Source organism: Candidatus Glassbacteria bacterium (assembly GCA_019456185.1).
Taxonomy (GTDB): Bacteria; Gemmatimonadota; Glassbacteria; order GWA2-58-10; family GWA2-58-10; genus JAJRTS01.
The window spans coordinates 1-21,275 of sequence record VRUH01000036.1 but is presented as its reverse complement, the minus strand read 5'-3'; the positions used below and the strand labels follow the sequence as shown (position 1 = coordinate 21,275).

The window sequence follows — 21,275 nt, the reverse complement described above, 5'->3', positions numbered from 1 at the left end:
ACTTTCGGTCCGGTTGACAGGTATTTTCCCACCGGCTATGATTAGTCCTGCGATCGAGGCGGTAAGTTCGGCCGCTCTGATACTGGCCGGTAAATATGTAACGGAGATGCGCAATGGGTCCCAGAATCAGAACCACGCTGGTGGGCAGTTATCCCCTGCCGGCTTGGCTGGCCGCGATGCCGGGGGCGGGCGCGCTGCGCGACGCCACCGCCGTGGTGCTCAAAACCCAGGAGAACGCCGGGATCGACCTGGTGGTGGACGGCGAGCTGTACCGCTTCGATGTCAACCATCCCGAAACCAACGGGATGATCGAGTATTTCGTCAGGCCATTGGGCGGAGTCCGTGATCAAATTACGCGCGAGGATAGTAAAAGATTCGCCGATCAGCAGGGAATGAGCTTCCGCGCCCGGCCCAGCGCTGTGGTAGAAAGCGAACTGACCGAGGGTACGCTCGACCTGCCCGCCGACTGCAGCAGCGTGCGCCGGCTGACGGCCAGCCCGTTCAAATTTACGCTTACCGGACCGCACATGCTCTGCAAAACACTGCTGGATAACCACTACGGTTCGCCGGAGAAACTCTGCCGGGCGCTGGCGGAAATCCTGGCTGCGCAGGTGAAAGATATCGAGGCGGACGCTGTGCAGATCGACGAAGCCAATATCACCGGGCACCCGGAGGACGCCGGGTGGGCCGCCGAGTGTATCAACATGGTGCTGGCCGAGGTCCGGACCGTTCCGGCCATCCACCTCTGTTTCGGCAACTACGGCGGTCAGACAATCCAGCAGGGCCGCTGGAAAAAACTCGTGAAATTTATCGGCATGCTGGCGGCCGACCACATCCTGGTCGAGGCGGCCCACCGGGCGCCGAATGAGCTGAAACATCTCGCCGAGGCGGACTCGGAGGTGCGCTACGGGATCGGCGTGATCGATATCAAATCGACCGTTGTCGAAACCCCGGAGCAGATCGCCCGCCGGATCGAGGCAGCCGCCAAAGTGCTCGGCCCCGAGCGGATAGCGTATGTCAACCCGGACTGCGGGTTCTGGATGCTGGGGAGGTCTATCGCCGACCGCAAGATCGAGGCGCTGGTAGCCGGGCGCAACCTGTACGAGGGACGCTGAGAGATGATGAAAGAGTGCGCCGCGCTGGTGTAATCGCACCTGGAGGACGAGGATTTCCTTGCCGGTTGGCTGGCAAGGTATTACAGTTTTACCAGTCCCCTGCCCGCGAAGAAAATGTAGCTTGCTGATTCCAAAAGAGCCAATACCGGTAACCAAAAATCGATTTAGCTTCTTATCCCGGATTCCCCATATAGAGATTGAAAGTTGTTTTCGAAACCGGCCTAAAGTATTAAATATAAGGAAAACCACGCATTCCACGAGTCGCACCAAACAATGGCATCCGCATGGTGAAAATGATAATAATATCCATATTTCCCCTAATTTGGGAATAATATCTCAGGGATACGGCACATAAATAATGAATGCTGTTTTGGATTGAACGCCCAATGAAATTGTCCTTTTGACCATAATTATTCTCTCAAAACCGGAGTTCTTCTCAGGGGAATTTCTTTGTTGACCAATAAAATTGTTCCCGCACTGATTTTTCTCACCATCAGTTACTCTTTCTTGCTTTTGAATGCAACAGTACAGACCGCGCCGCAGGTGCGCAGGATAAAAGCCGTCAAGGCAGAAAAACCACCAGTCATAGACGGTTTGCTGGATGATGCTCTCTGGCAGACCACCGACTGGCAGAGTGATTTCTATCAGCTTAATCCAGATCTAGGTAAACCAGCTCAGGCGACGACCAGGGTGGCTGTGGCTTATGATGATAAATTTATCTATGTAGCCTGCTGCTGCTCCAACCCAACTGGTGAAGCAGCCAATTCGCGGATTACCCGCCGTGACGGCAACATGGACCTGGACAATGCTGTGACTTTTTATCTCGATACCTTCCGCAGCAGACGGGACAGCTACTACTTTTCCACCAATTCTCTCGGCACGCAAGCTGATGGCAGGATCGGTGAGGACGGTCTCTCAATCGATAAAACCTGGGACGGCTCATGGACCGTGGCAGCGAAAGAGGGAAAAAATCGTTGGAGAGCTGAAATAGCCATTCCGGTGAGCGAGATCCGATTCCCTGAAAGTTCGGACCGTCCGTGGGGGGTTAATTTCAGGAGGAATTATCCTGACTATTTTGAGGAAAGCTTCTGGAGTGAGACGGACAGGGTCTCGGAGGTTGCCAGCTTCGGTGATCTGGTTGGTCTCTCCGGGTTCAAGAAGAGGTTTTCTGCCTCGCTTTATCCTTACATCGTATCCCTGAATGCAAATACGCCATCTGCCGGCAGAAAAACCATATACTCTTCCGGGGGAACCGAGATGATAACAGGCGCGGACCTGCGTTTCAACCTCGGGACAACTGCTAATGGCAACCTGACCTACAACCCGGATTTCGCCACTGTCGAGGCCGACCAGGAAGTGATCAACCTCACCCGCTACGAGACCTTTTTCCCGGAGAAGAGGCTTTATTTTATCGAGGGGGCGGAACTGTTTGACAACCCTATAAAAGTATTTTATTCCAAGCGGATAGGAGATATAGATTATGGGGTAAAAACAAACGGACGTGCGGGCAAATATAATTATTCTGTGCTTTCCGCAAGAGAGCGTCCCATGAGTGGGAACCCCTCTTCAGTTACCTCTGCTCTTAGGCTTCAGCGAGACGTGTTAGGAACTTCAAACATAGGACTTCTGGCTGTGGATAGAACGTTCCGCGGCGGCTACAATAGGGCCTTTAGCACAGATGCCACTATCGATCTACCCTCAAATGTTAAAGTGAGTTCGCAATTTGTGGGCAGTTTTCCTTCGAGTGGTGGCAATTTCACCAATGCCTATTTCCTGCGTGCCGCCCGTGAGACTGACATTTATCACTACAACTTGCGATTTACCAACATCGATCCCGGTTTCCGCGACAATATCAACGCGTTGGGTTTTATTCCGGATGATGATCGCCGCGAGCTGGGCAGCGATGTCCTCTATAGGTGGTGGGTAAGAAAACACCATGTGGAAAATATTCATTTTGTCTCTCAAAACAACATATTCTGGAGCCATAGTGGAGCGTTGCGAAATGTGAAATTTACCCAGCATGTATCAGTTACTTTCAGCAATAAGTGGACGGCAGCATTTTTCAACAACTACCGTACCGAACTGTTCGAGAAGCGCTACCACAACCATACAGTTATGCTTGGGGGCGGCTACAACCTGCAGCAGTGGAACTCTTATATGCTTCTTTACCAGCGGGGACGAAACTTCGATTCAGACCTCGAGTTGTGGACACTCCGCTCGCGCTTCAAGCCCCGGGATAACCTTGCTCTGGGGTACCGATTCCAGCATTTAAGCCTTTCACCAGATCCACGCCAACGGAGCACCGTGCAACATGTGCTGTCTGTAGATTATAATTTTACGCCTGATCTTTACCTGCGGTTTTTCACCCAGGCCAATAACAGAAACAACCGTTATTATATTTATGGACTTTTCGGCTGGCGTTTCGCCCCACCGTTCGGAGCGCTTTATATCGCGTATACAGCAGACCGCTTTGACACCTTTGATGATTTGCTTGTGCCTGTATTCCGAGAAGACCAGCGGGCTCTTTTCGTGAAACTCACTGTACCACTGGCTCTCTCGCGATAATAATTTCCGTTAATATCTTTATTCCAGCAGGCCCTGCAGTTATTACCCTGGCAACTCTTAACCTTGCCGTCTGTTGCCGGGGCATTGGTGGCCGGCAGTATTAGAAGTTTTTTTTTTGTCGACTACGCTATAAGGTAAGCCGATTGATAAACCCGAAAGCCAAACTATTAAATTCTAGTTTATAGCATTTTCAATTTTGATGTGGGATTATCGGCTTATCTCTTGACCCGAACCGCATCTGCCCATAAGTTGAAAATCAGCTTCAAACTCATAGTCAACTGGCGCGGTTGATTTTTCCAGTAACGCTAAGGAGTATGCGATGTCAGATTCCTCCAAACAGAATCCCCAAACTATCGATACTCTGCTCGAGGAAGGGCGCGTATTCAAGCCCTCCGAGGAGTTCCGGTCCAAGGCCAATGCGGCGGATGCGGATATCTACGAAAAAGCGGACAAGGACCCCGAGGCTTTCTGGGCCGAGTTCGCCGAGGAACTGGACTGGTACAAAAAATGGGACAAGGTTCTCGAATGGAATCCCCCCGACGCCAAGTGGTTCGTCGGCGGCAAGATCAACGCCTGCTACAACTGTGTCGACCGTCACGTAAAGAACGGCTTGCGTAACAAGGCGGCGCTGATCTGGGAGGGCGAGCCCGGCGAGAAACGCACGCTGACCTACTGGGATGTCTACCGCGAGGTCAACAAGTTCGCCAACGCGCTCAAAGGCCTTGGCATCAGGAAAGGCGATCGGGTGGCGATCTACCTGCCGATGGTCCCCGAACTGATTATCTCCGTGCTGGCCTGCGCCAGGATCGGCGCCGTGCACTCGGTGGTCTTCGCCGGGTTCAGCCCCGAGGCGCTGGCCGAGCGGATCAACGACGCCGAGGCCAAGCTGCTGATCACGGCCGATGGCGGTTTCAGGCGAGGAATGATTATCCCGCTCAAGCATGACGCCGATTTCGCGCTGATCAACACGCCCTCGATCGAGCATGTGGTGATTGTCAAGCGCGGCGATTTCCCGCTGCGGGTCAAGGAAGGCCGCGATCACTGGTACCATCGCCTGATGCAGGAAGCCGACAACTACTGCGAGCCGGAGTGGATGGACGCCGAGGATATGCTCTATATCCTCTATACCTCCGGCACCACCGGTGAGCCCAAGGGGATTATCCATACCACCGGCGGCTACATGGTGGGTACATATGCCACCAGCAAGCTGGTGTTCGACCTCAAGCCGGAAGACGTGTTCTGGTGCACGGCCGATGTCGGCTGGGTGACCGGCCACAGTTACATTGTCTACGGGCCGATGGCCAACGGGGCGACCCAGGTGATCTACGAGGGCGCGCCCGACTGGCCCGACCGCAACCGCTTCTGGCAGATTGTCGAAAACTACGGCGTAACTGTATTCTACACCGCACCTACCGCTATCCGCGCGTTCATGCGCTGGGGCGAGAAAGAGCCCGCCAAGCACGATCTCAGCAGCCTCCGCCTGCTGGGCAGCGTGGGCGAACCGATCAACCCCGAGGCCTGGATGTGGTACCACGAGCATATCGGCGGCGAGAAGTGCCCGATTGTCGATACCTGGTGGCAGACCGAGACCGGCGCGATCATGATCACTCCCTTGCCGGGACTGACCACCACCAAGCCCGGTTCGGCCACGCAGCCGTTCCCCGGGATCAAGGCGGAAATCCGCACCGAGAGCGGTGAAGTGGTGGAGAAAGGCGGCGGCTACCTGGCGCTCACCCACCCGTGGCCCGCGATGCTGCGCGGTCTCTATGGCGACCGGGAGCGGTTCGTTGAAACCTACTGGAGCAAATGGGACGACGGCGCGTATTTCACCGGCGATGGGGCCAAGCGCGATGAGGACGGTTGTTTCTGGGTGTTGGGCCGGGTGGACGACGTGATCAATTGCGCCGGACACCGCTTGAGCACGATGGAGGTCGAGAGCGCCTTTGTCGACCATCCCGACGTGGTCGAGACAGCGGTGGTGGGCGTTGCCGATGATCTCAAGGGCCAGGCCGTGGTAGCATTTGTCACTCTGCGCGAGGGCGTGGAGATGGATAAAAAACTGGAAGAGCGGCTCAAGGAGCACGTGGTGCGCAAGATCGGCGCTATCGCGCGGCCCAAGCAGGTGCTGTTTTCAGCCGAACTGCCCAAGACCCGCAGCGGCAAGATCATGCGCCGTCTGCTGCGCGATATCGCCGGCGGGCAGATACTGGGAGACACCAGCACCCTGGCCGACCCGACCGTGGTCGAGGAACTCAAGCGGCGTTACGAGGAAGAGTAGAAGCCGGAACTGCATTTAGCCAAAACTTATCATGTTCAACTGAATCCCGGGATCAGGTCGTGCCGCGAGGTCCCGGGATTTTTTGCTCCTCGCATGAATTTATTGAAAAACCAACCATGCACAAATAAATTCCCTCCTGTCGCCTGCACCACACAAATGTACGCCATTCGGTCAAGACAGTCTTTATCCGGGGAGTTCCATTTGAACCGATCAACAATCTTTCGCGCCGGCTTGAGCATTTTAAGCCCGGTAATTATCGGGCTTTGCCTTAGCGCAGTCCCGGCAGTCGCTGCGGAAAACGATGTCGTCGAAGGCAACAAGCCCTCGATCCCGATCCCTGAAACCAAATTCAGCTACAACTGGTACCTGGCCTATGTCAACGGACAGGAGGATGGGGCGGATATCAATGAGTTCCAGGTCCGGCGCGGCTATATCAATATCGCCTCGAAATTCAACGACTGGATCAGTACCCGGATCACCCCGGACGTGACGGTGGAGCGCGAGGGCGATGGCCAGGGCGACCTGAAGATGCGTTTAAAGTACGCCTATGCCAAGTTCAGCATGCCCTCCAGGGGGATTTTCACCAAGCCCGCTATCGAGTTCGGCCTGGTGCACACGCCCTGGCTCGATTTCGAGCAGAAGGTTGACAGATATCGCTCCCAAGGCACCATGTTCCTTCAGCGCGCCGGGCTGTTCAATTCCGCCGACAGGGGGATCACGTTCATGAGCCTGCTCGGCGGCGAGATCGGCAGGGAATATCAGCGGAATGTCAACAGCAAGTACCCGGGCCGTTACGGCAGCCTGGCCGTGGGAATCTACAACGGCGGAGGCTATCACGCCCTTGAAAATAACAAGAACAAGGTGTTCAGGAGCCGGCTGACGCTACGGCCATTGCCGGACGTGCTGACAGGTTTGCAGTGCTCCTGGCTGCTCACACTGGGCAAAGGCAACACGGCGGCCTCACCGGATTTCCTGGTCAATTCCGGGATGGTTTCCCTGGAAGACCGCTGGTTCGTCTTGACCGCCCAGTATTACCGCGGCAAGGGCAACGGCAAGGGCAAGGCTGTCCTGCCCGACGGCAGCGCGGCTCCGCAGCAAGGCTATTCCTTATTCGGCGAGTACCATTTCCCGTTTACGGACTGGGGAATGATCGGCCGTTATGATTATTTCGATTTCAACCGCGAGATGGCCGATCAGACCAGCGAGCGCTTTATCGCCGGGCTTGTTTATTATCTGCCCGGCAACAGCAAGGTGTTTATCGATTTGGACACGGTGGAATACCAGGACACCGGCGACCGGGACACGGTCGGCAAGTTCACGGTGGAGGTCAATTTCTAGGATTCCGGGCTTTTTTACGTGCCGGATATCCGGCAAACGCCTTGCTTGCAAAGCCGGGCGTTTATGTTTTGGTCTGACAATAACTTATCACTGACAAGCCGGGTATCGGCTGGGAAGACAACGGGTTCAATGAGCAGACCGGGTAAAACAGCAGGCAGGTTGCTGGTCCTGGCTGCACAGTAATTATGTCCTGCTCGACCCGCTGGTGGCGGTGGCGGCTCCCGGTAGCTGGCGGTTCGGCGGCGATGACCTCGGCCTGCCACCGGTGGTGAACTAGCTGAAACGAGAGGGGAAAACCTTTTGAAAAAGGTTCTTTCCCCTCTCGCGCTCTCCCCTTTTCCCAAACTTTTTACCGACGTGTAATCAGACGGCCTCGTACTCCACCCGCTCCACCTCGATCCTGCCCTCCACCACCTCCACGAACGGCTCGCCGCCCCTTACCCCAACTGTCCCGTAACCCGTGGCCGTGGCGAGAAAACTCCTGAAATCGCCGCCTGTCCGCGGCCGCAGGTAGAGCACCTTGTCCACCGCGTCGTAACGCTGGCCGGTCAGCCCCTGGATCAGCCCGTAGGAAGCCATCGCGCGGGCATACCAGTGGCCGCACTCGTACTCGTTGAACGGGTTGCGGATCTGGCCGTCGTAGCGCCGCCGCACGGCCCGCACAATCTCCAGGCCCTCGTCCACGTGGCCGGCGAACATCAGATGGCTCGCCACCTGGTACTCGATCCCCGTCCAGACCTCGTTGGAGTAGACGAACGGCAGGCTCAGCTTGCCGCCCTTGGGCCAGCTGCACAGCAGCAGCCCCGCCTCGCCGGCCACGGCGTAGCTGGGCCGCTGCGGGTTGGCGTGGTCGGAGAGGTCATCGCGGAAGTTGTACTTGTGGACCGCCAGCAGGTGGCTGGTCACCTTGGCCGGGTCCAGGATCTCGCCCACCCCGCAGACCTCGGCCATCCAGGCTCCCAGCACCCCGTCTGATAGGCAGCCCTTGCCGTACTGGTAGCGCGGGCCCTCGGCCTTGAGCAGTTCGAGCACCTCCGGCATGTCTTTCGAGTTCTCGATCCGGTCTACAAGCTCGCCGGAGGCGTCCAGGCCCTCGGTCTGGATCTTATGGAAAAAATACTCGCCGTCGTACAGCTCGCTCTCCAGCCTGCCGCGGCCTTTTTCGTAAAGGGACTCGTAGAGCGTCACATCCTCGCCCAGCGCCCGGCCCATCAGCGAGGCGGCCTTGAGCGCCCCGAGATAGAAGCTGCCGCACATCCCGTCCGGACCCCAGAACTCGATATCGTAAGTGTTGTGATGAGGTTCCTCGAGCGCGCCGGTGTGACGGGGGTCCCAGGTGGCGATACAATAGTCAAGGCTCTGTTTCACCTGGGGCCAGTAACTCCTGAGCCAGTTGGTCCTGCCGCCGATCCGCCAGTCGCGGTAAACTTTCATGATTCCGCCCAGCTGGCCGTCGCTGGCGGCGTGGAAACCGTGGTCCGCGTAGCGGATCGGCAGGGCCGAGCGGAATTTCTGATGGCCGCGCTCGTCCTGGCTGTAAAAGAACTCCGTGTGCCGCAGACTGCGCTCCAGCGAGGGAAAGAGGTGGCAGATCGCCTGGGCGTAGTTCCAGACATGGGTGCAGCTTCCGTGGCAGCAGCCGTTATTATCGGTGCAGCCCTCCCAGCACCAGAGTTTGCCATCTCCCTGGCGCAGGACTGTTGGGCTTTTGAGAATTGTCAGGTTGGCGGCCACCGCCTCGGTGAGCTCGGGGGGAAGAGTGCTGTCGTAGAAACAGTCGCTGAATTTTTTACTCGATTCGCGCAGAGCGGTGTAGTTGTCGCGCCAGTAAGCGGCCAGTTTGCCCGCGTCGCCGAAGCGCGAGGCGTACCACGGGACGTAGTTGCCCTCGGCGGATTTCTCCGGGCAGCATTCTGTCTCGCCGCCCACGCGGATATCGGTGACTGGCACGTACCAGCTCAACATCAGCCGGACGGATTTCCGCTCACCCGGCCCCAGGTCGAACGGGACAAACAGGCTGGCTCCCGGGCTGGGTCCTCCCTCGCTGACCGGCGGGTGGACCGGCATGGCGCCCTCTTCCACGTCCTTCCAGGCGATCGAGAGCGGGTCCCACCAACCCCCGCGGAACCAGCGGTGGTTGACTTTAACGCCAGGGTCGTCGGCAGCCGCGGTGAAATAGCCCTCCTTCCACGGCTCGTCCCCGCTGCCGTCCTGGGCCAGCACGAACCCGCCGTCGGCAGCGTCCACATGCTGGCCCGTATCCTGGCTCCGGTAGTGGTAATGCTGTTCGGGGTCCATGAAATTGACAGAGTTGAACGAATAGATGGCCGAGAGCTTGTTGCGCGAGACATTGCTGAACGCAAACTCGAGTGCGGCCAGCGGCAGGCTGCTCATGTCCGGTTTTCCCGGCACGAACGGACTCCAGCCGGTGATCTCGACTTCCAGCGGGATCGTTTTATCTGTCAGGGCCACCGTGGCGAACGGGAACCGCGTGCTGAACGCCGCCCCGGAGAAGCGGGGCAGGCCGTAGCTTGTGCCCGGCGCGCCGTTACCCGAGTTTGGGCTGCCGAAAACTTTCCAGGCAGGCACCGGACCCTCCAGAACCCGCGCTCCCGAGGAGGAGCCGTCGCTGTAATACACCGCGTTGAATATCAGGGGCTCGTGGAACACTGCCGGTTGATGGCGGATGCTGACGTGGCTGAGCGTGCCCGTGCCCTCCAGGCAGATCATCCCGGCGCCGATCCCTCCCAGCGGAAACGCCACCCGGTTCAGGAACTCGCCGGAGTAGGCCCCGTTGAACGGGTGGTCGCCGCGGGCCTCGGACGCCGGCGGCTTGCCGGGTGCGCCGCAGCCGGTAACAGCGGCTGAAGCGGCCGCGGCAGCCAGCGCGGCCGTGGCGGTGGTGCTTTTGACAAACGTTCTGCGTTTCATCGCTGACTGGCTCCGATCAAGTGAGCAGGCTGAGAAGGATCGAATTTTATCTTAATGGGCGTTGATTTTTCAGCGCCCCTGTCGGTAAATGCGCACGGCGATGTCATCGACGAAAGAAGGCAGCACAAGGCCCGTGATCTGGCCGCCCTTGACCGTAACCTCCTGAGTTTCCGACTTGCCGCTGGCCGGATGGAAAATCAGCGCCTCGGCGGGTCCAGCCCTCATTTGGCTGTTAGAGACAGTCAAGGGAGCGCTTTTGAACTCTCGGCCTTCCAGGTGCGTTTCCCCCTCGATATAAATCAGCGCCTCATCGGGTGATTCCAGGATGTAATGATTGACTCCCGGCCCGCTGAACACCTTTTTGTGGATCTTGTGGGTGTACAGCAGGCTGTGCAGGGCAGCATAGTCGTTGATACCGCCAATGAATTCGCGCAGGTGGCGGGCGAAACTCCCAGTCCTGTCGAATCCCTCAGGGCTGATCTCCCAGAGCTTGCTGTAATCTCCCACTCCCTGGACCCCGCAAGCCAGTGACCTCCAGTGGAACCTGCGCAGGCGGACATCATCGCCTTGCCTGCCGTAAGTCATATAACTTTCCGGAGATTTGTCCCTGCTGTTGACCACCACCACTGGCTTGCCGTAGATCCTGTGCAGCACGAAGCCCTCCGGCCAGACCGGATCGCCGTGGGTGATGATCAGCTCCATCTCCGGGTGGTCCAAAACGTAACGGGCCAGTTCGCCCGGCAGGTGTGTATAGTCCATCCCCACCAGAATATCGTTACCACTCCTGTGCTCCCAGTTTTCGACAGCCTGCAGGGTAATGTCGATCCATTTCCGCGCCGAGGCGGGGTCCAATCCGCCGTCGCCCATTTCATTTGAAAGGTCGAGCAATACGTTGCCCAACTCTCCCACCGATTCCAGCACTTTCTCCAGATATTTCAGCTGGTGGGCCAGCAGCCGGTCATTGCCCTCAACGGCCGATTCGATAAACGGGTGATGGCCGTCCCTGTTTGGCCCGAGCCCCCGAACGAACGAGTTGAGGTTATTCGCCGGGTTCCAGAAATTGAAATTCCAGCGATTCTCGTATGAATCCTCGAAATAGCACTGCTGATAAAGTTGGAGGTGGACAATTATATCATGCTCGGCCAGCAACCTGGTGACTTCCCTGAAATTGTCCCAATACTCGGGGTTGAACTGTTCCAGATCGAACTTGAGCGGGTCGGTGGAGACTGTTTTGAAAGGGAACAGACGGCCGTCCGCGTCAACCGGACACCATCCGTATCCGGACTCGGGATAGCCCCGGACGTAATTCATTCCGTTGGCTTTCTGCCACCTGGCCCAGCTTGTTACGTCAAATGCTTTTGAACCCAGTTTTACAGCCCAGGGCATCAGCTCATTCATCGGCCCGAAAGCAAAGACAGCCTTGCCATTGTAAGCAAGCACTCCCGGACCCGAAGCATTTTTCTCCACACTCAGGCCCGCGGGACTGCCCTGAACCGGGATTAGATGGATGGCAAGAAGAGCCGCTGTCAAAATGATCCGGCTGTGGATACTCATTTCTCTCCCCTTTAAGCAAATAGCTGATTGCCGATTGAAATGTTAAACAGCCCTTAGAGGAATTTAAGAATACCTTTACAATGCATCGCTCTTATAGTCTCATGGTCTGTTGCGCTGCCCGGCCCATCCACAGCCGCTCGAGCATCGCCGCGCGCTCGCCATCGGTTCCCGGCGGAGCCGGGAATTTTGCCCGTCTGCCCAGCAGCAGGGTGTCGATCAGGTAGTCCAGCAGACAGGCCTCGTAGCGATCCGGCTGGGGCAGCAGTTGGGCGCTGTCGGCGTTGACCTCGGCCCGGCCGGCGGGGAAAGCGCCCTGCCGGTTGGCAAAGGAGACCCGGAACACCAGCACCCCGTTGCCGCTGCGAAAAAAATGCAGTCTCCCGCCGCGGCAGAGCACCAGCCACTTGTCCTCCGGTCCCGCTGGCGCCAGTCCCCGGCTGGCCCGCTGGTACTGCTCCCAACTCAGGACGCGCCGGTAAGGGAATTCCCGCAGGCTATCCGGAATTTTCAGCCGGAATTTTTTCAGCAGCACCAGGCTGTCGCCGCCCGGCCGCCCGGTTCCCGCTGTGCCGTTTTGGCTCAATCGCTACTGCTCCCGGTCAGTTGGCGCAGGAGATTGCGGTAGCGCTCCGCCACAATCTCCAGCCTGTACTCGTGCACGATCTTCCTCCGGGCGCGCTCTCCCAGCACCCCGCGCAGCTCCCCGGAGCCGGCCAGGCTGGCGATCGCCGCGGTAAGTACCCGCTCGTTATCCGGCTCGAACAGCAGCCCCGCGGCCTCATCGCCGCCGTAGCTCAGCACGTGGTCGGTAATCCCCGGCAGACGGGCGGCCACGACCGCCAGCCCGCAGCTCATCGCCTCCAGCAGCGCGTTCGGCAGGCCCTCGCGCACCGACGGCAGCACGAAAATATCCGCGGCCCGCAGCCAGTCCTCCGGGTTACCGACCCTGCCGGGCGAGGCCAGTTCTCCGGGTCTGCCTTCGCGGCTGCCCGCCGCATGCACGGCCTCCACCACCCGGCTGTCGACCTCGTACGCTCCGGGGCTGTTTTCTCCCGCCAGCCAGAGATGGATTTCACCGTCGCTGCCTTGCAGGGCGCTCCATGTCCGGGCAAGGAGGTCGAAGCGTTTTTCCGCCGAGAAATGGCCGAGGCTGACAAGGGCCACGCCGTCCTCCGGGAGTCCCAGCTTCCTGCGCAGCTCGAGTTTTTCCTGTTCGTCCGCCGGCCGGAACTTCGCGGTGTCGACCCCGTTGGCCAGTTGGCGCAGTTTGTCGGCTGCCAGCGGCGAGCTGCGGTAAGCCTCGGCCAGGGCGGGCGATGGAGCCAGAAAAAAATCGGCCATCCGGTAGAACCGCCAGCGCAGACTGCCGGAGCGCCGGACGCTGGACGGGTCATCCTCGCCCAGGCTGCTCATTTTGAGCAGAACTTTTTTCCCGAGCAGGCGGGCGGTAAGGGTAAAAAAACAGCTCTTGCGGCTGAAGCCGTGGAGATGGACGATATCGGCCCGGGCCACCGCCCTGACCACCTCCGGCAGCCGGAGAACCCAGCGTGAGAGGACGCTAAAAATTCCACCGGCCGGCAGGCGGCATACGGGCACGCCGTCGTCAGAGGAAGCTTTCGGCAGCGAACGGTCCAGCGCGGTGGTGATTACGCTGAACTCGAACCCCGTACCACCCGCGGACTGCACCAGCGAGCGGCATTGGAGTCCCGCACCGGAGACTTCGGGATAGTACGCCCCGGTGACCATCAACACGCGCACAGCTCTGGCGGGAGTCGCTCTGTCTGCCGGATCGGACATTCTGCTCCGTTGGTGAAGGGCTGCTGGTTTTAATTTGCGTGCGGTCAGCCGCTTTGGCAAGGCAGGCGGAACTTGCCCTTGCAACCCGGCTACGCTCCCCCTACTATTATGTATCCTGATAAACACCGGACAAGGGGCCGGTACGGACGGGCACCGGCGAAAACTCAGGCGGGAGTGGAAATGTCAAACGCAGCAAATGATGTGGATCTGGTGGTGATGATCATGGCCGGGGGGGCAGGAACGCGGTTCTGGCCGATGAGTACCGAGGAGCGTCCCAAGCAGTTTCTCAACCTGTTCGGCGGCCGCAGTCTGATTCAGCAGAGTTACGACCGGGTGGCCGGGCTGGTGCCTGATGAACGGATCATGGTGCTGACCAACGAGGTGCTGACAGGGCTGGTTCGCGAGCAGCTGCCGTCACTGCCGGCGGAGAACGTGATCGGCGAGCCGATGCGCCGGGATACGGCCGCGGCCGTGGCTCTGGCGGCTCTGCTGGCCCGCAGAAGGTGGGGCAACCCGGTAATGGCCGTGCTGACCGCCGACCACCTGATCCGTCCAGTGGAGCTGTTCCAGCGGACTCTGCTTTCGGCCGCGCGGGCGGCGGCCGTCAAGCCGGTGATCTATACGTTCGGCGTACAGCCCAATTATCCCGCCACCTGTTACGGCTACCTCGAGCGCGGGAGAGAGGTGGCCGATGACGACGGGATCGGTCATTACGAGCTGATCAGGTTCGTTGAAAAGCCCGATGCCCCCACCGCTGAGGAGTATCTCTCCTCTGGCCGGTACTACTGGAACAGCGGGATGTTTATCTGGAGTATCGAGACAATCACCGGCGAGCTGGAGCGCCAGTTGCCGGACCACGTGCGCCACTTGAGCCGGGCGGTCGAGGCCGACGGGACTCCGCAATGGACCCGGGCGCTGGCCGAATCGTTCGAGCCGCTGGAGGCGACCTCGATAGATTTCGGCGTGATGGAGGGCGCGGAGGCAGTCCACATGCTGGCCGCCCGGTTCGAATGGAACGATGTCGGCGGGTGGCTGGCCCTGGAGGAGTTTCTCGACAGCGATTCAGACGGCAACGCGCACCGGGGCGGCCTGGAGGTGCTGGACGCTGGCGGCAACCTGGTATTCTGCGAGGACGAGAGTGAGACGGTAGCTCTGATTGGAGTGAGCGACCTGGTGGTGGTGCGCGTCGGCAACCGTACGCTGGTGGCGACGAAAGAGCGCGTCGAGGAGATCAAAGCGTTGGTTAAGAGTCTGAAAGGCGGGGGTCGGTAACACACCCCGCCCGCTTTACGCGGGCACCCCTCTTGGTAGAGGGGAATTTCCCGCCCTCCAACCACACCTCAAAACCGCGGGAGAGTGGCTGCCGGACCAAGTCCCCTCTAATAAGAGGGGAAACAGGGGTGTGTCTTCCTTAATGCTGTTATTGTGCTAACCGCTGGACCGCATACCTTGACACTGCAAAGGAGGAAAAATGACAGAAGAAAAAGTTGCGCGAATATGTTGGAGTAGCAACAATTGGGAAAAACCATCAGGGAAGGATGGAAAAAGTCGAAATAAAGAAGCATATGAGTATTTATACGGTTTTGGGCATGAAGAATGGTTGCTGGATACCAAAAAGATTATTGATGGGTATCATTATGCATATCTACAGGCGACCAGAACACCTAAGAATAAATACATAGGGAAAAAATTTAATATATCCCTTTATTCTATTAATAATAAGACAAAAAGGCGCTTTTGGATTGGAAGGCTCAAAAATGTTAAAATAATTACTCTTGAAGAATCAAGATTAACTTACAATGCGTATAAGGACAGGAAATGGTTATCTGAAATGGAGGAACAGATAAGAGAAGTAGATGCAGATGTTGCAGAATTCAAAAAAATTGATCCTGAATATTTTTCTACAATCAAATTTAAATTATCAGAGATGGAAATAGATGGCACTCCAATGAAACTTATAAGCGATGATCCATCAATAACTTCTGACTATTATAATTTAAAAGACAAAGTATGTGAGCCTAAGCTAGAGCGCGGTAATTTTATCTTTGTACCTGGACATAAGGAAGGCAAAGATTCAGTAACCTCAACTTATCAAGGCCAAAGCCAGAAAAAAGATTTGGCACATAACCGAATTCAAACAGATATATACAAACTGTTAACCTCAAAATATGGAAGTAATAATGTGGGCACAGAGAAAGCAACGGGATTCGGTACGAGCATTGATGTGGTTTTAAAAACGGATAAGGAGAGGTATGTTTTCTATGAGATAAAAACCAAAAATTCTCTCAAAACTTGTATTAGAGAGGGATTGACACAATTGCTTGAATATTCCTATTATCCGGATAACAAAGTAGCCTCAAAATTGATAATTGTATCTCCAAATATAATGAACAAGGAAGATCAAATTTATTTGAATACATTGCGAGGTAAATTTAATATACCCATATATTATCAGCGCTTTAATATGGCATCTGCAATACTTGAAGAAACTGAATATTGAATTTAAAGTCGCCAAAAGGGGCAAGGTGGCTTGATACACACACCCTCACCGGGGTATGCTGAAAAAAGCTATACTTCCCCCCCGCGCATGAAGACATCCAACTCCCGGCAACTGCGCAGCCTCACCAATCCCATCTCCTCCATCCGGCGGTAGTACTCATCGCGTTCCAGGTGAGTCAGGTGCAGCGGCAGGAGTTCATCGGCCTCGCGGCGGTCCTCGAAATCCACCGCCAGCAGCATTTTCCCCCCGGGGGCCAGATGGCGTTCGAGGTGGGCCAGCGTCCGCTGGGGGTCCACCAGGTGTTCCACCACGAATACCGAGAGGATGATTTCATAACTCTGCTCGAGCGGCTCTTCGCTCACGGCGGCCAGCAGGGTTGCATCCAGCCCCCGCCTTCTGAACCTGAATCCGGCGAAATCCAGCAGCGGCCCCGGCAGGTCGAGGTGGGTCACCCGGCAGCCTTTCTCGGCCAGGGGGATAGTAAAAATGCCCACCCCGCCGCCATAGTCCACCACGCTCACTCCCGGCTCGCACTCGGCCAGCACCGCGTTCAGAATTTCCCGGCGGTCACCGTTGTACTCGGTCTTGATCAGCTCGTAGACGTAGAAATCATTGCCGCCGTAGTATTCGCGCACCTGTTGTTCGGTTTGCGGGCCGGTTTCCTGCCAGAGTTTGACCGCCCTCAGCCCGGCCATCTCGCATTTCTCAAGCACCTCGTCCGGCTGCTCGCCCGTGAAAGCGCAGATTTCCCCGACTGCGCGTTCGCGACTGGCCAGCCAGGGACGGACAACCGCCAGTTCCTTGCGTTCGAAAAATCCGCTGTCGGCTTCCAGCGCCACGCCGTCGCGGTAGGTTATCACCATCTTTTTCGCTCCGCTGGCCAGGGCAATCCGGTCTACCTCGTGGTAGAACGGAGCATCCCGGCGGTCGGTGGCGTAGGGCAGGACCGCCAGGTCGAATTTTTCGGCTTTCAGTTCCCGAAGCGGTGCGTGTTCGGCACGGAAAAAACCGTCACAGTTGTAAATAATGCACCTGCGCCCGTCCACTGACCGATCCCGATGGCAGAGCACCGCCAGTTCTGCGCCGGGGATGGCGGTATCGAGCTTTCGCAGCAGCGGGTCGAACATCGCCGGGGGAGCGCACCTTATCACAAGAATTTTTCGCGGCCGGGGAGAGAGTTGAGCCAGCAGTTCATCCAGCGCGGTAATTCCCGCCTGCAGGTATTGATCGGCCATCAATAAACCACCTTCGAGCTTCAACAGTAAACTTTTACGGGCGTTGAAAGTTAATTTGGCAGAGGATTTTCAAAGAAAAGATAACACGGCAAGGATAGTAAATGTTAGCGCAATGTTTCATTTTACTTGAAACTTGACAGGCAGAATAAGGTTAAATAATTTACAAGATTAAAGGATGTGAATATCATGTTATCGCAAACCGGCAGATACGCCTTGAAAGCGCTCGTTTACCTTGCCAGGCATGGAGGAGACGGCTACGTGCTGGTGAAAGAGATCAGCAGCAGTCTGGATATCCCCCGGCAATATCTGTCAAAGATATTACATTCGCTGACCCGCGTGGGCTTGCTTCGCTCACAGCGGGGCCGCACGGGCGGGTTCCGCCTCAACCGGCCTGCCGCGGAGATCACGCTTTTCGAGGTGATAGATCCCCTCGACCACCTCAGCCGTCTGAGCAACTGCCTTATGTGCGATGAGCCCTGCGACGATAACGATCCCTGCGGCCTGCACGAGATGTGGGGCGAGGTGCGGGGAAAGTATCTCGATTTTCTTAATACGACAACTCTGGAGAAACTGAGTTCGGCAAGCTGATCCGGAGTTTACGGCATGCTCTCGATCGGACTGCTGCTGCTTGCGTTCGGCACGCTGTTTCCGGTGGGTATCGCCCAGGCGCAGACCAGATATGTGAGTTGCTTTTAGTGTGTTGTAAGATCCTGCCCGCCATCGCGACTGTCGCGGTGGCGGGTTTTTTTAGCCGCCGGGTTGTCCGCTCGTTCGTCGTGGCTTACATTTGCTCTGCACGCTGTTAATTCATCAAGGGAAAGCGATGAAAACCCTGATCGGATTCCTGACCGCCATCTTGCTGGCCATCTGCCTGTCTCCGGCCGGTTCCGGAGCGGCGGTGGAGCTGAAACTGAACCTTCGCCCGGGAGCAAGCTATCGCGTGCGTTCGGAGAGTTTCAACCGGATGGTCCAGTCGATGGCGGGGATCGAGATAGAGATGAGCCAGCGGATTGTGATCTATTACACGTTCACGGTTCTGCGGGCCACGCGGGAGGGAGAGTTCACGCTGGCGGTCAGGCACGAGGCCGTCTCGGTGGAGCTCGAGAGTATCCGGGGCGATGTGCGCTGGGACTCGAACACCGGCGGGGAACCCGAACATCCCCTGGCAAAAGGACTGGCCAGGCTGGTCGGCGAGAGTTACACGCTCCGGCTCGATTCCAGGGGGAAAGTCCTTGATCTGCTGGGGCTGGACCGGATAACCGAGAAAATGGCTTCCGGTGTCGAGTTGCCCGACGGCGACTCGCGGGAGATGGTGGTGGATGGGCTGCGCGAGATGGCGGGAGAACAGGCCCAGAAAGAGATGCTGGGCCAGCTGTTCGGCGTCTATCCCCCGCGGCCCGTGGACCCGGGAGAAAGCTGGAGAGTGAACGACACCGGAAATGCCTTGCCGATTCAGCGCAGGGGAGAACTGACTTTGCGGGAAGTGGCCGGAGGAGAGGCGGTGGTCGGGATGGACGCGGTGCTGTCGACCGGCGGGGAAAGCCTGCGGCGCAAGCTGGGTCCGCTCGAAGTGGAGATGGAACTGGAGGGCGTCCAGACAGGAACTTTCCGGATCGACCTCGACAGCGGCTGGATCACTCACCGCGAGCTGAAAATTGTGATCAACGGCAGCTACTCGCTGGTGGACGGGCCGAAATTGTTCGCTGGCAGGAAAATGCCGGTAACCATGGAATCGACAATTAGCTGGGAACCGTTCTAACGGTTAAGCCCGGCCAGCATGTCCGCTCCGCCGCGCACGGCGGTACGGACGAATTCGACCAGGTCTCCCAGGCCGAACTCACCGTCGCCGTCGAGGTCCCAGCGCGAGGGCTCCAGCACCCGGAAACTGTAAGGATTTTGTACGTAGTCCGCCGGCCGATAGGTGTAATGCTCGAAGCCGTCCAGGGCCCGCACGTAGTATTCGACCAGGGTCCCGGCCGGTCGTCCCGGCAGGCCGGCCGCGAAAGTATTTCCCGCCTCGCGCGTCATCGGCACCCGCTCGTATTCCCCCTGCCCGTCGAAACGGTAATACAAATAAACGTTCAGCGGATTTTCCTCGATAATCTCCGCGGTCACCCCATACGGTCCCGCGGTGTCCGCCACGCTCGAGGGACCGCGCACATACCTGATCTCCGGCGGCGTTTCGTCCAGGCCGAGCACGGCGGCCCCGGCCTCGGCCAGGTAGCCTTCCGGGAGAGATTTCTGCTCGGCGGGCGTGCCCTCCGGCCAGGCGGTGGCGAACCCCGAATGCCACGCCGACCAGTCCGACCACTCGCCGGCAGTGTTTTTCTGCCGCACCCGCACGAAATGCAGGGTATTGGCGGCCAGTCCGCCTTCTCCGGCGCGCGGGCCGGTAAACTCACCGTTGGCCACGCTGACTTCCAGCTCGTTGCCGCCGCCCTCCAGCGCCCCGCGCCAGACTGTGGTGTAATCCACTTCCGGCTCGCGGTAACCGATCACTATTCCGTCAAGCACCTTGTCCTTGACCAGTTCGCGCTGAACCCCCTGGGCCAGCTCGGCCTCCCAGCCGCCCTGGGAATCGCCGCCGCCGCTGAAAGGCGTCTTGACAATTTTGGGGTTCAGCCCGGCGCGTAACGGCCCGATCCGCTCGGTGCTGACAACCATGTCGTCGAAAAACCGGCTCTGCGCCACCGGGCTGCCACCGTTCCAGTAGCAGTCCCATTGCATACAGTTCAGCGTGGTCTCGCGGTGTCCGGCGGCGATATCGTCCCCGGCGATATCGCAGACCAGCAGCCCGTCGGCCCAGGCCTGCACACGGTCGCTGCGCGGCCCATCGCCCAGCTCTACGCGAAGTTCGAAATGGATCCAACGGCCGACGTTAAGGGGGTTGGATAACCGGAAGGGCGCCGTGTGGTTCGGCGGCCACTCGCGGTGGGCCTCGGAGATATACGTGTGCCGCTCGATCGACATGTGGGCGTCTTCACCGGCGAACCAGAACAGGATCGAGTATTTGGTGTTCCAGTTGCCGGCCAGATAGCAGCGCATCCGGGCCATCTTGGGTGGAAAGTGCCAGCCGTCGCGGGGAGTGAAACCTTCCTCGAACTTGTGGTACCAGCTCGCCACGGCCGTGGTGTACTTGCCCTGCTGCTCCGGAGGAATCGAGCTTTGGTGCGAGGTCTTGTCGCCGAAAAAGCGTCCCACCCAGCCAGCGCTGCCGGGGTCCTCGCCTTCCCCGTACTCGCTCAGGGGACGGTATTTCTGCCGGAGTGACCGGCCGCCGCTGAGGGCATCGGCCGTGCTGAGCGCGAAATTCCCGTCGTCGTCGCCCACGTTCTGCCAGCGCGATTGGAGGTCGGCTATCGTGTCGCACTGCTCGTAGAAAAACACACCGGGAGCATCGGCCAGGGGCGATGGCGAGGCCGGGAGCACCTTGTCCACCTTGGGGGTTGACGGCGCGGCGGCGCGGAGGGTTAGGATTGCGAAAACGAGAAAATTTATAGATAACACTGCTGAACGATGCACTGAATTACTCCTAAAGGTGTAAAAAGCTTTTAGAATTTATTTATTTTGATGCCAAGATTTATCCAAGTATCTGAACCTTCTTTTATTATCAATTTTATCATAACTTATCTGTTGCCGCATTAATTTTTGAAATTCTTTTGACTTAAACTCGTATCTATTCGATTGTAAATCAATAAGATAGCTTTGCATTTCAAGAGTCATATATGACATATCTCTAATTATTTCATTAGTAGAGTATTCTTCATTTGGAATCCAGTCCATAGATGGCTCACTGCTATATGGGAATATTGAGTTGTCTCTTTTAATAAAGACTTTTCCGATACCATTATTGTAATCCAGGCTATGTGACTTAACATAATCACAATCAGTACTGTCCGGTTAAAATTTGAGGGACAGAGCTAATTGAGGTTGATTGGGTTTCAGTAATTTAAGTTTTTCGA

14 protein-coding genes are annotated in these 21,275 nt (G+C 57.5%); 8 read left to right on the top strand and 6 right to left on the bottom strand.

Annotated elements, in window-relative coordinates; translation table 11 throughout:
- Positions 1-113: 113 nt before the first annotated feature.
- From FVQ81_12530 to FVQ81_12515, 4 genes are all read left to right on the top strand, one after another.
- The gene (locus tag FVQ81_12530) at positions 114-1,115 is read left to right on the top strand and encodes a cobalamin-independent methionine synthase II family protein (GenBank protein ID MBW7997372.1); all 1,002 of its coding nucleotides are present in this window, start codon (positions 114-116) and stop codon (positions 1,113-1,115) included.
- 444 nt (positions 1,116-1,559) lie between these two features.
- On the top strand, positions 1,560-3,680 hold the full coding sequence (locus FVQ81_12525; GenBank protein ID MBW7997371.1) for a carbohydrate binding family 9 domain-containing protein: 2,121 nt from the start codon (positions 1,560-1,562) through the stop codon (positions 3,678-3,680).
- Positions 3,681-3,999: 319 nt separating this feature from the next.
- Positions 4,000-5,958 (top strand): acetate--CoA ligase, encoded by a 1,959-nt coding sequence (gene acs / locus FVQ81_12520; protein ID MBW7997370.1) that lies wholly within the window; start codon positions 4,000-4,002, stop codon positions 5,956-5,958.
- A gap of 201 nt (positions 5,959-6,159) precedes the next feature.
- Positions 6,160-7,296: a hypothetical protein gene (locus FVQ81_12515; protein ID MBW7997369.1), complete on the top strand. Its 1,137-nt coding sequence runs from the start codon at positions 6,160-6,162 to the stop codon at positions 7,294-7,296.
- 363 nt (positions 7,297-7,659) lie between these two features.
- Here the strand turns inward: FVQ81_12515 and FVQ81_12510 are convergent, their stop codons facing one another.
- The 4 genes from FVQ81_12510 to FVQ81_12495 form a co-directional block, all read right to left on the bottom strand.
- Positions 7,660-10,227, bottom strand: a complete 2,568-nt coding sequence (locus tag FVQ81_12510) for a hypothetical protein (protein ID MBW7997368.1) — start codon at positions 10,225-10,227, stop codon at positions 7,660-7,662.
- Positions 10,228-10,296: 69 nt separating this feature from the next.
- Positions 10,297-11,781 (bottom strand): hypothetical protein, encoded by a 1,485-nt coding sequence (locus tag FVQ81_12505; GenBank protein MBW7997367.1) that lies wholly within the window; start codon positions 11,779-11,781, stop codon positions 10,297-10,299.
- 91 nt (positions 11,782-11,872) lie between these two features.
- Positions 11,873-12,364 (bottom strand): hypothetical protein, encoded by a 492-nt coding sequence (locus FVQ81_12500; GenBank protein ID MBW7997366.1) that lies wholly within the window; start codon positions 12,362-12,364, stop codon positions 11,873-11,875.
- Positions 12,361-13,578 (bottom strand): glycosyltransferase family 4 protein, encoded by a 1,218-nt coding sequence (locus FVQ81_12495; protein MBW7997365.1) that lies wholly within the window; start codon positions 13,576-13,578, stop codon positions 12,361-12,363. Before FVQ81_12495 ends, FVQ81_12500 begins: the two co-directional genes overlap by 4 nt.
- A gap of 108 nt (positions 13,579-13,686) precedes the next feature.
- Here FVQ81_12495 and FVQ81_12490 point away from each other — a divergent pair, with 108 nt between their 5' ends.
- Both FVQ81_12490 and FVQ81_12485 read left to right on the top strand, forming a co-directional pair.
- Positions 13,687-14,850 carry an NTP transferase domain-containing protein gene (locus tag FVQ81_12490; protein MBW7997364.1) on the top strand — a complete coding sequence of 388 codons (1,164 nt, stop codon included), beginning with the start codon at positions 13,687-13,689 and terminating at the stop codon, positions 14,848-14,850.
- Positions 14,851-15,049: 199 nt separating this feature from the next.
- Complete coding sequence (locus tag FVQ81_12485; protein ID MBW7997363.1) at positions 15,050-16,078, top strand: hypothetical protein; 1,029 nt, start codon at positions 15,050-15,052, stop codon at positions 16,076-16,078.
- 68 nt (positions 16,079-16,146) lie between these two features.
- On the opposite strand, the gene FVQ81_12480 is transcribed toward FVQ81_12485, so the two are convergent.
- The gene (locus tag FVQ81_12480) at positions 16,147-17,313 is read right to left on the bottom strand and encodes a class I SAM-dependent methyltransferase (GenBank protein ID MBW7997362.1); all 1,167 of its coding nucleotides are present in this window, start codon (positions 17,311-17,313) and stop codon (positions 16,147-16,149) included.
- Between the two features lie 186 nt (positions 17,314-17,499).
- Between FVQ81_12480 and FVQ81_12475 the strand changes: the two genes are divergently transcribed.
- Together FVQ81_12475 and FVQ81_12470 are read left to right on the top strand one after the other, a co-directional pair.
- Positions 17,500-17,901 carry an Rrf2 family transcriptional regulator gene (locus FVQ81_12475; protein ID MBW7997361.1) on the top strand — a complete coding sequence of 134 codons (402 nt, stop codon included), beginning with the start codon at positions 17,500-17,502 and terminating at the stop codon, positions 17,899-17,901.
- A 235-nt stretch (positions 17,902-18,136) separates the two neighbouring features.
- Complete coding sequence (locus tag FVQ81_12470; GenBank protein ID MBW7997360.1) at positions 18,137-19,072, top strand: hypothetical protein; 936 nt, start codon at positions 18,137-18,139, stop codon at positions 19,070-19,072.
- Here the strand turns inward: FVQ81_12470 and FVQ81_12465 are convergent.
- Positions 19,069-20,742 carry a hypothetical protein gene (locus tag FVQ81_12465; GenBank protein MBW7997359.1) on the bottom strand — a complete coding sequence of 558 codons (1,674 nt, stop codon included), beginning with the start codon at positions 20,740-20,742 and terminating at the stop codon, positions 19,069-19,071. The genes FVQ81_12470 and FVQ81_12465 overlap by 4 nt on opposite strands.
- Positions 20,743-21,275 lie beyond the last annotated feature (533 nt).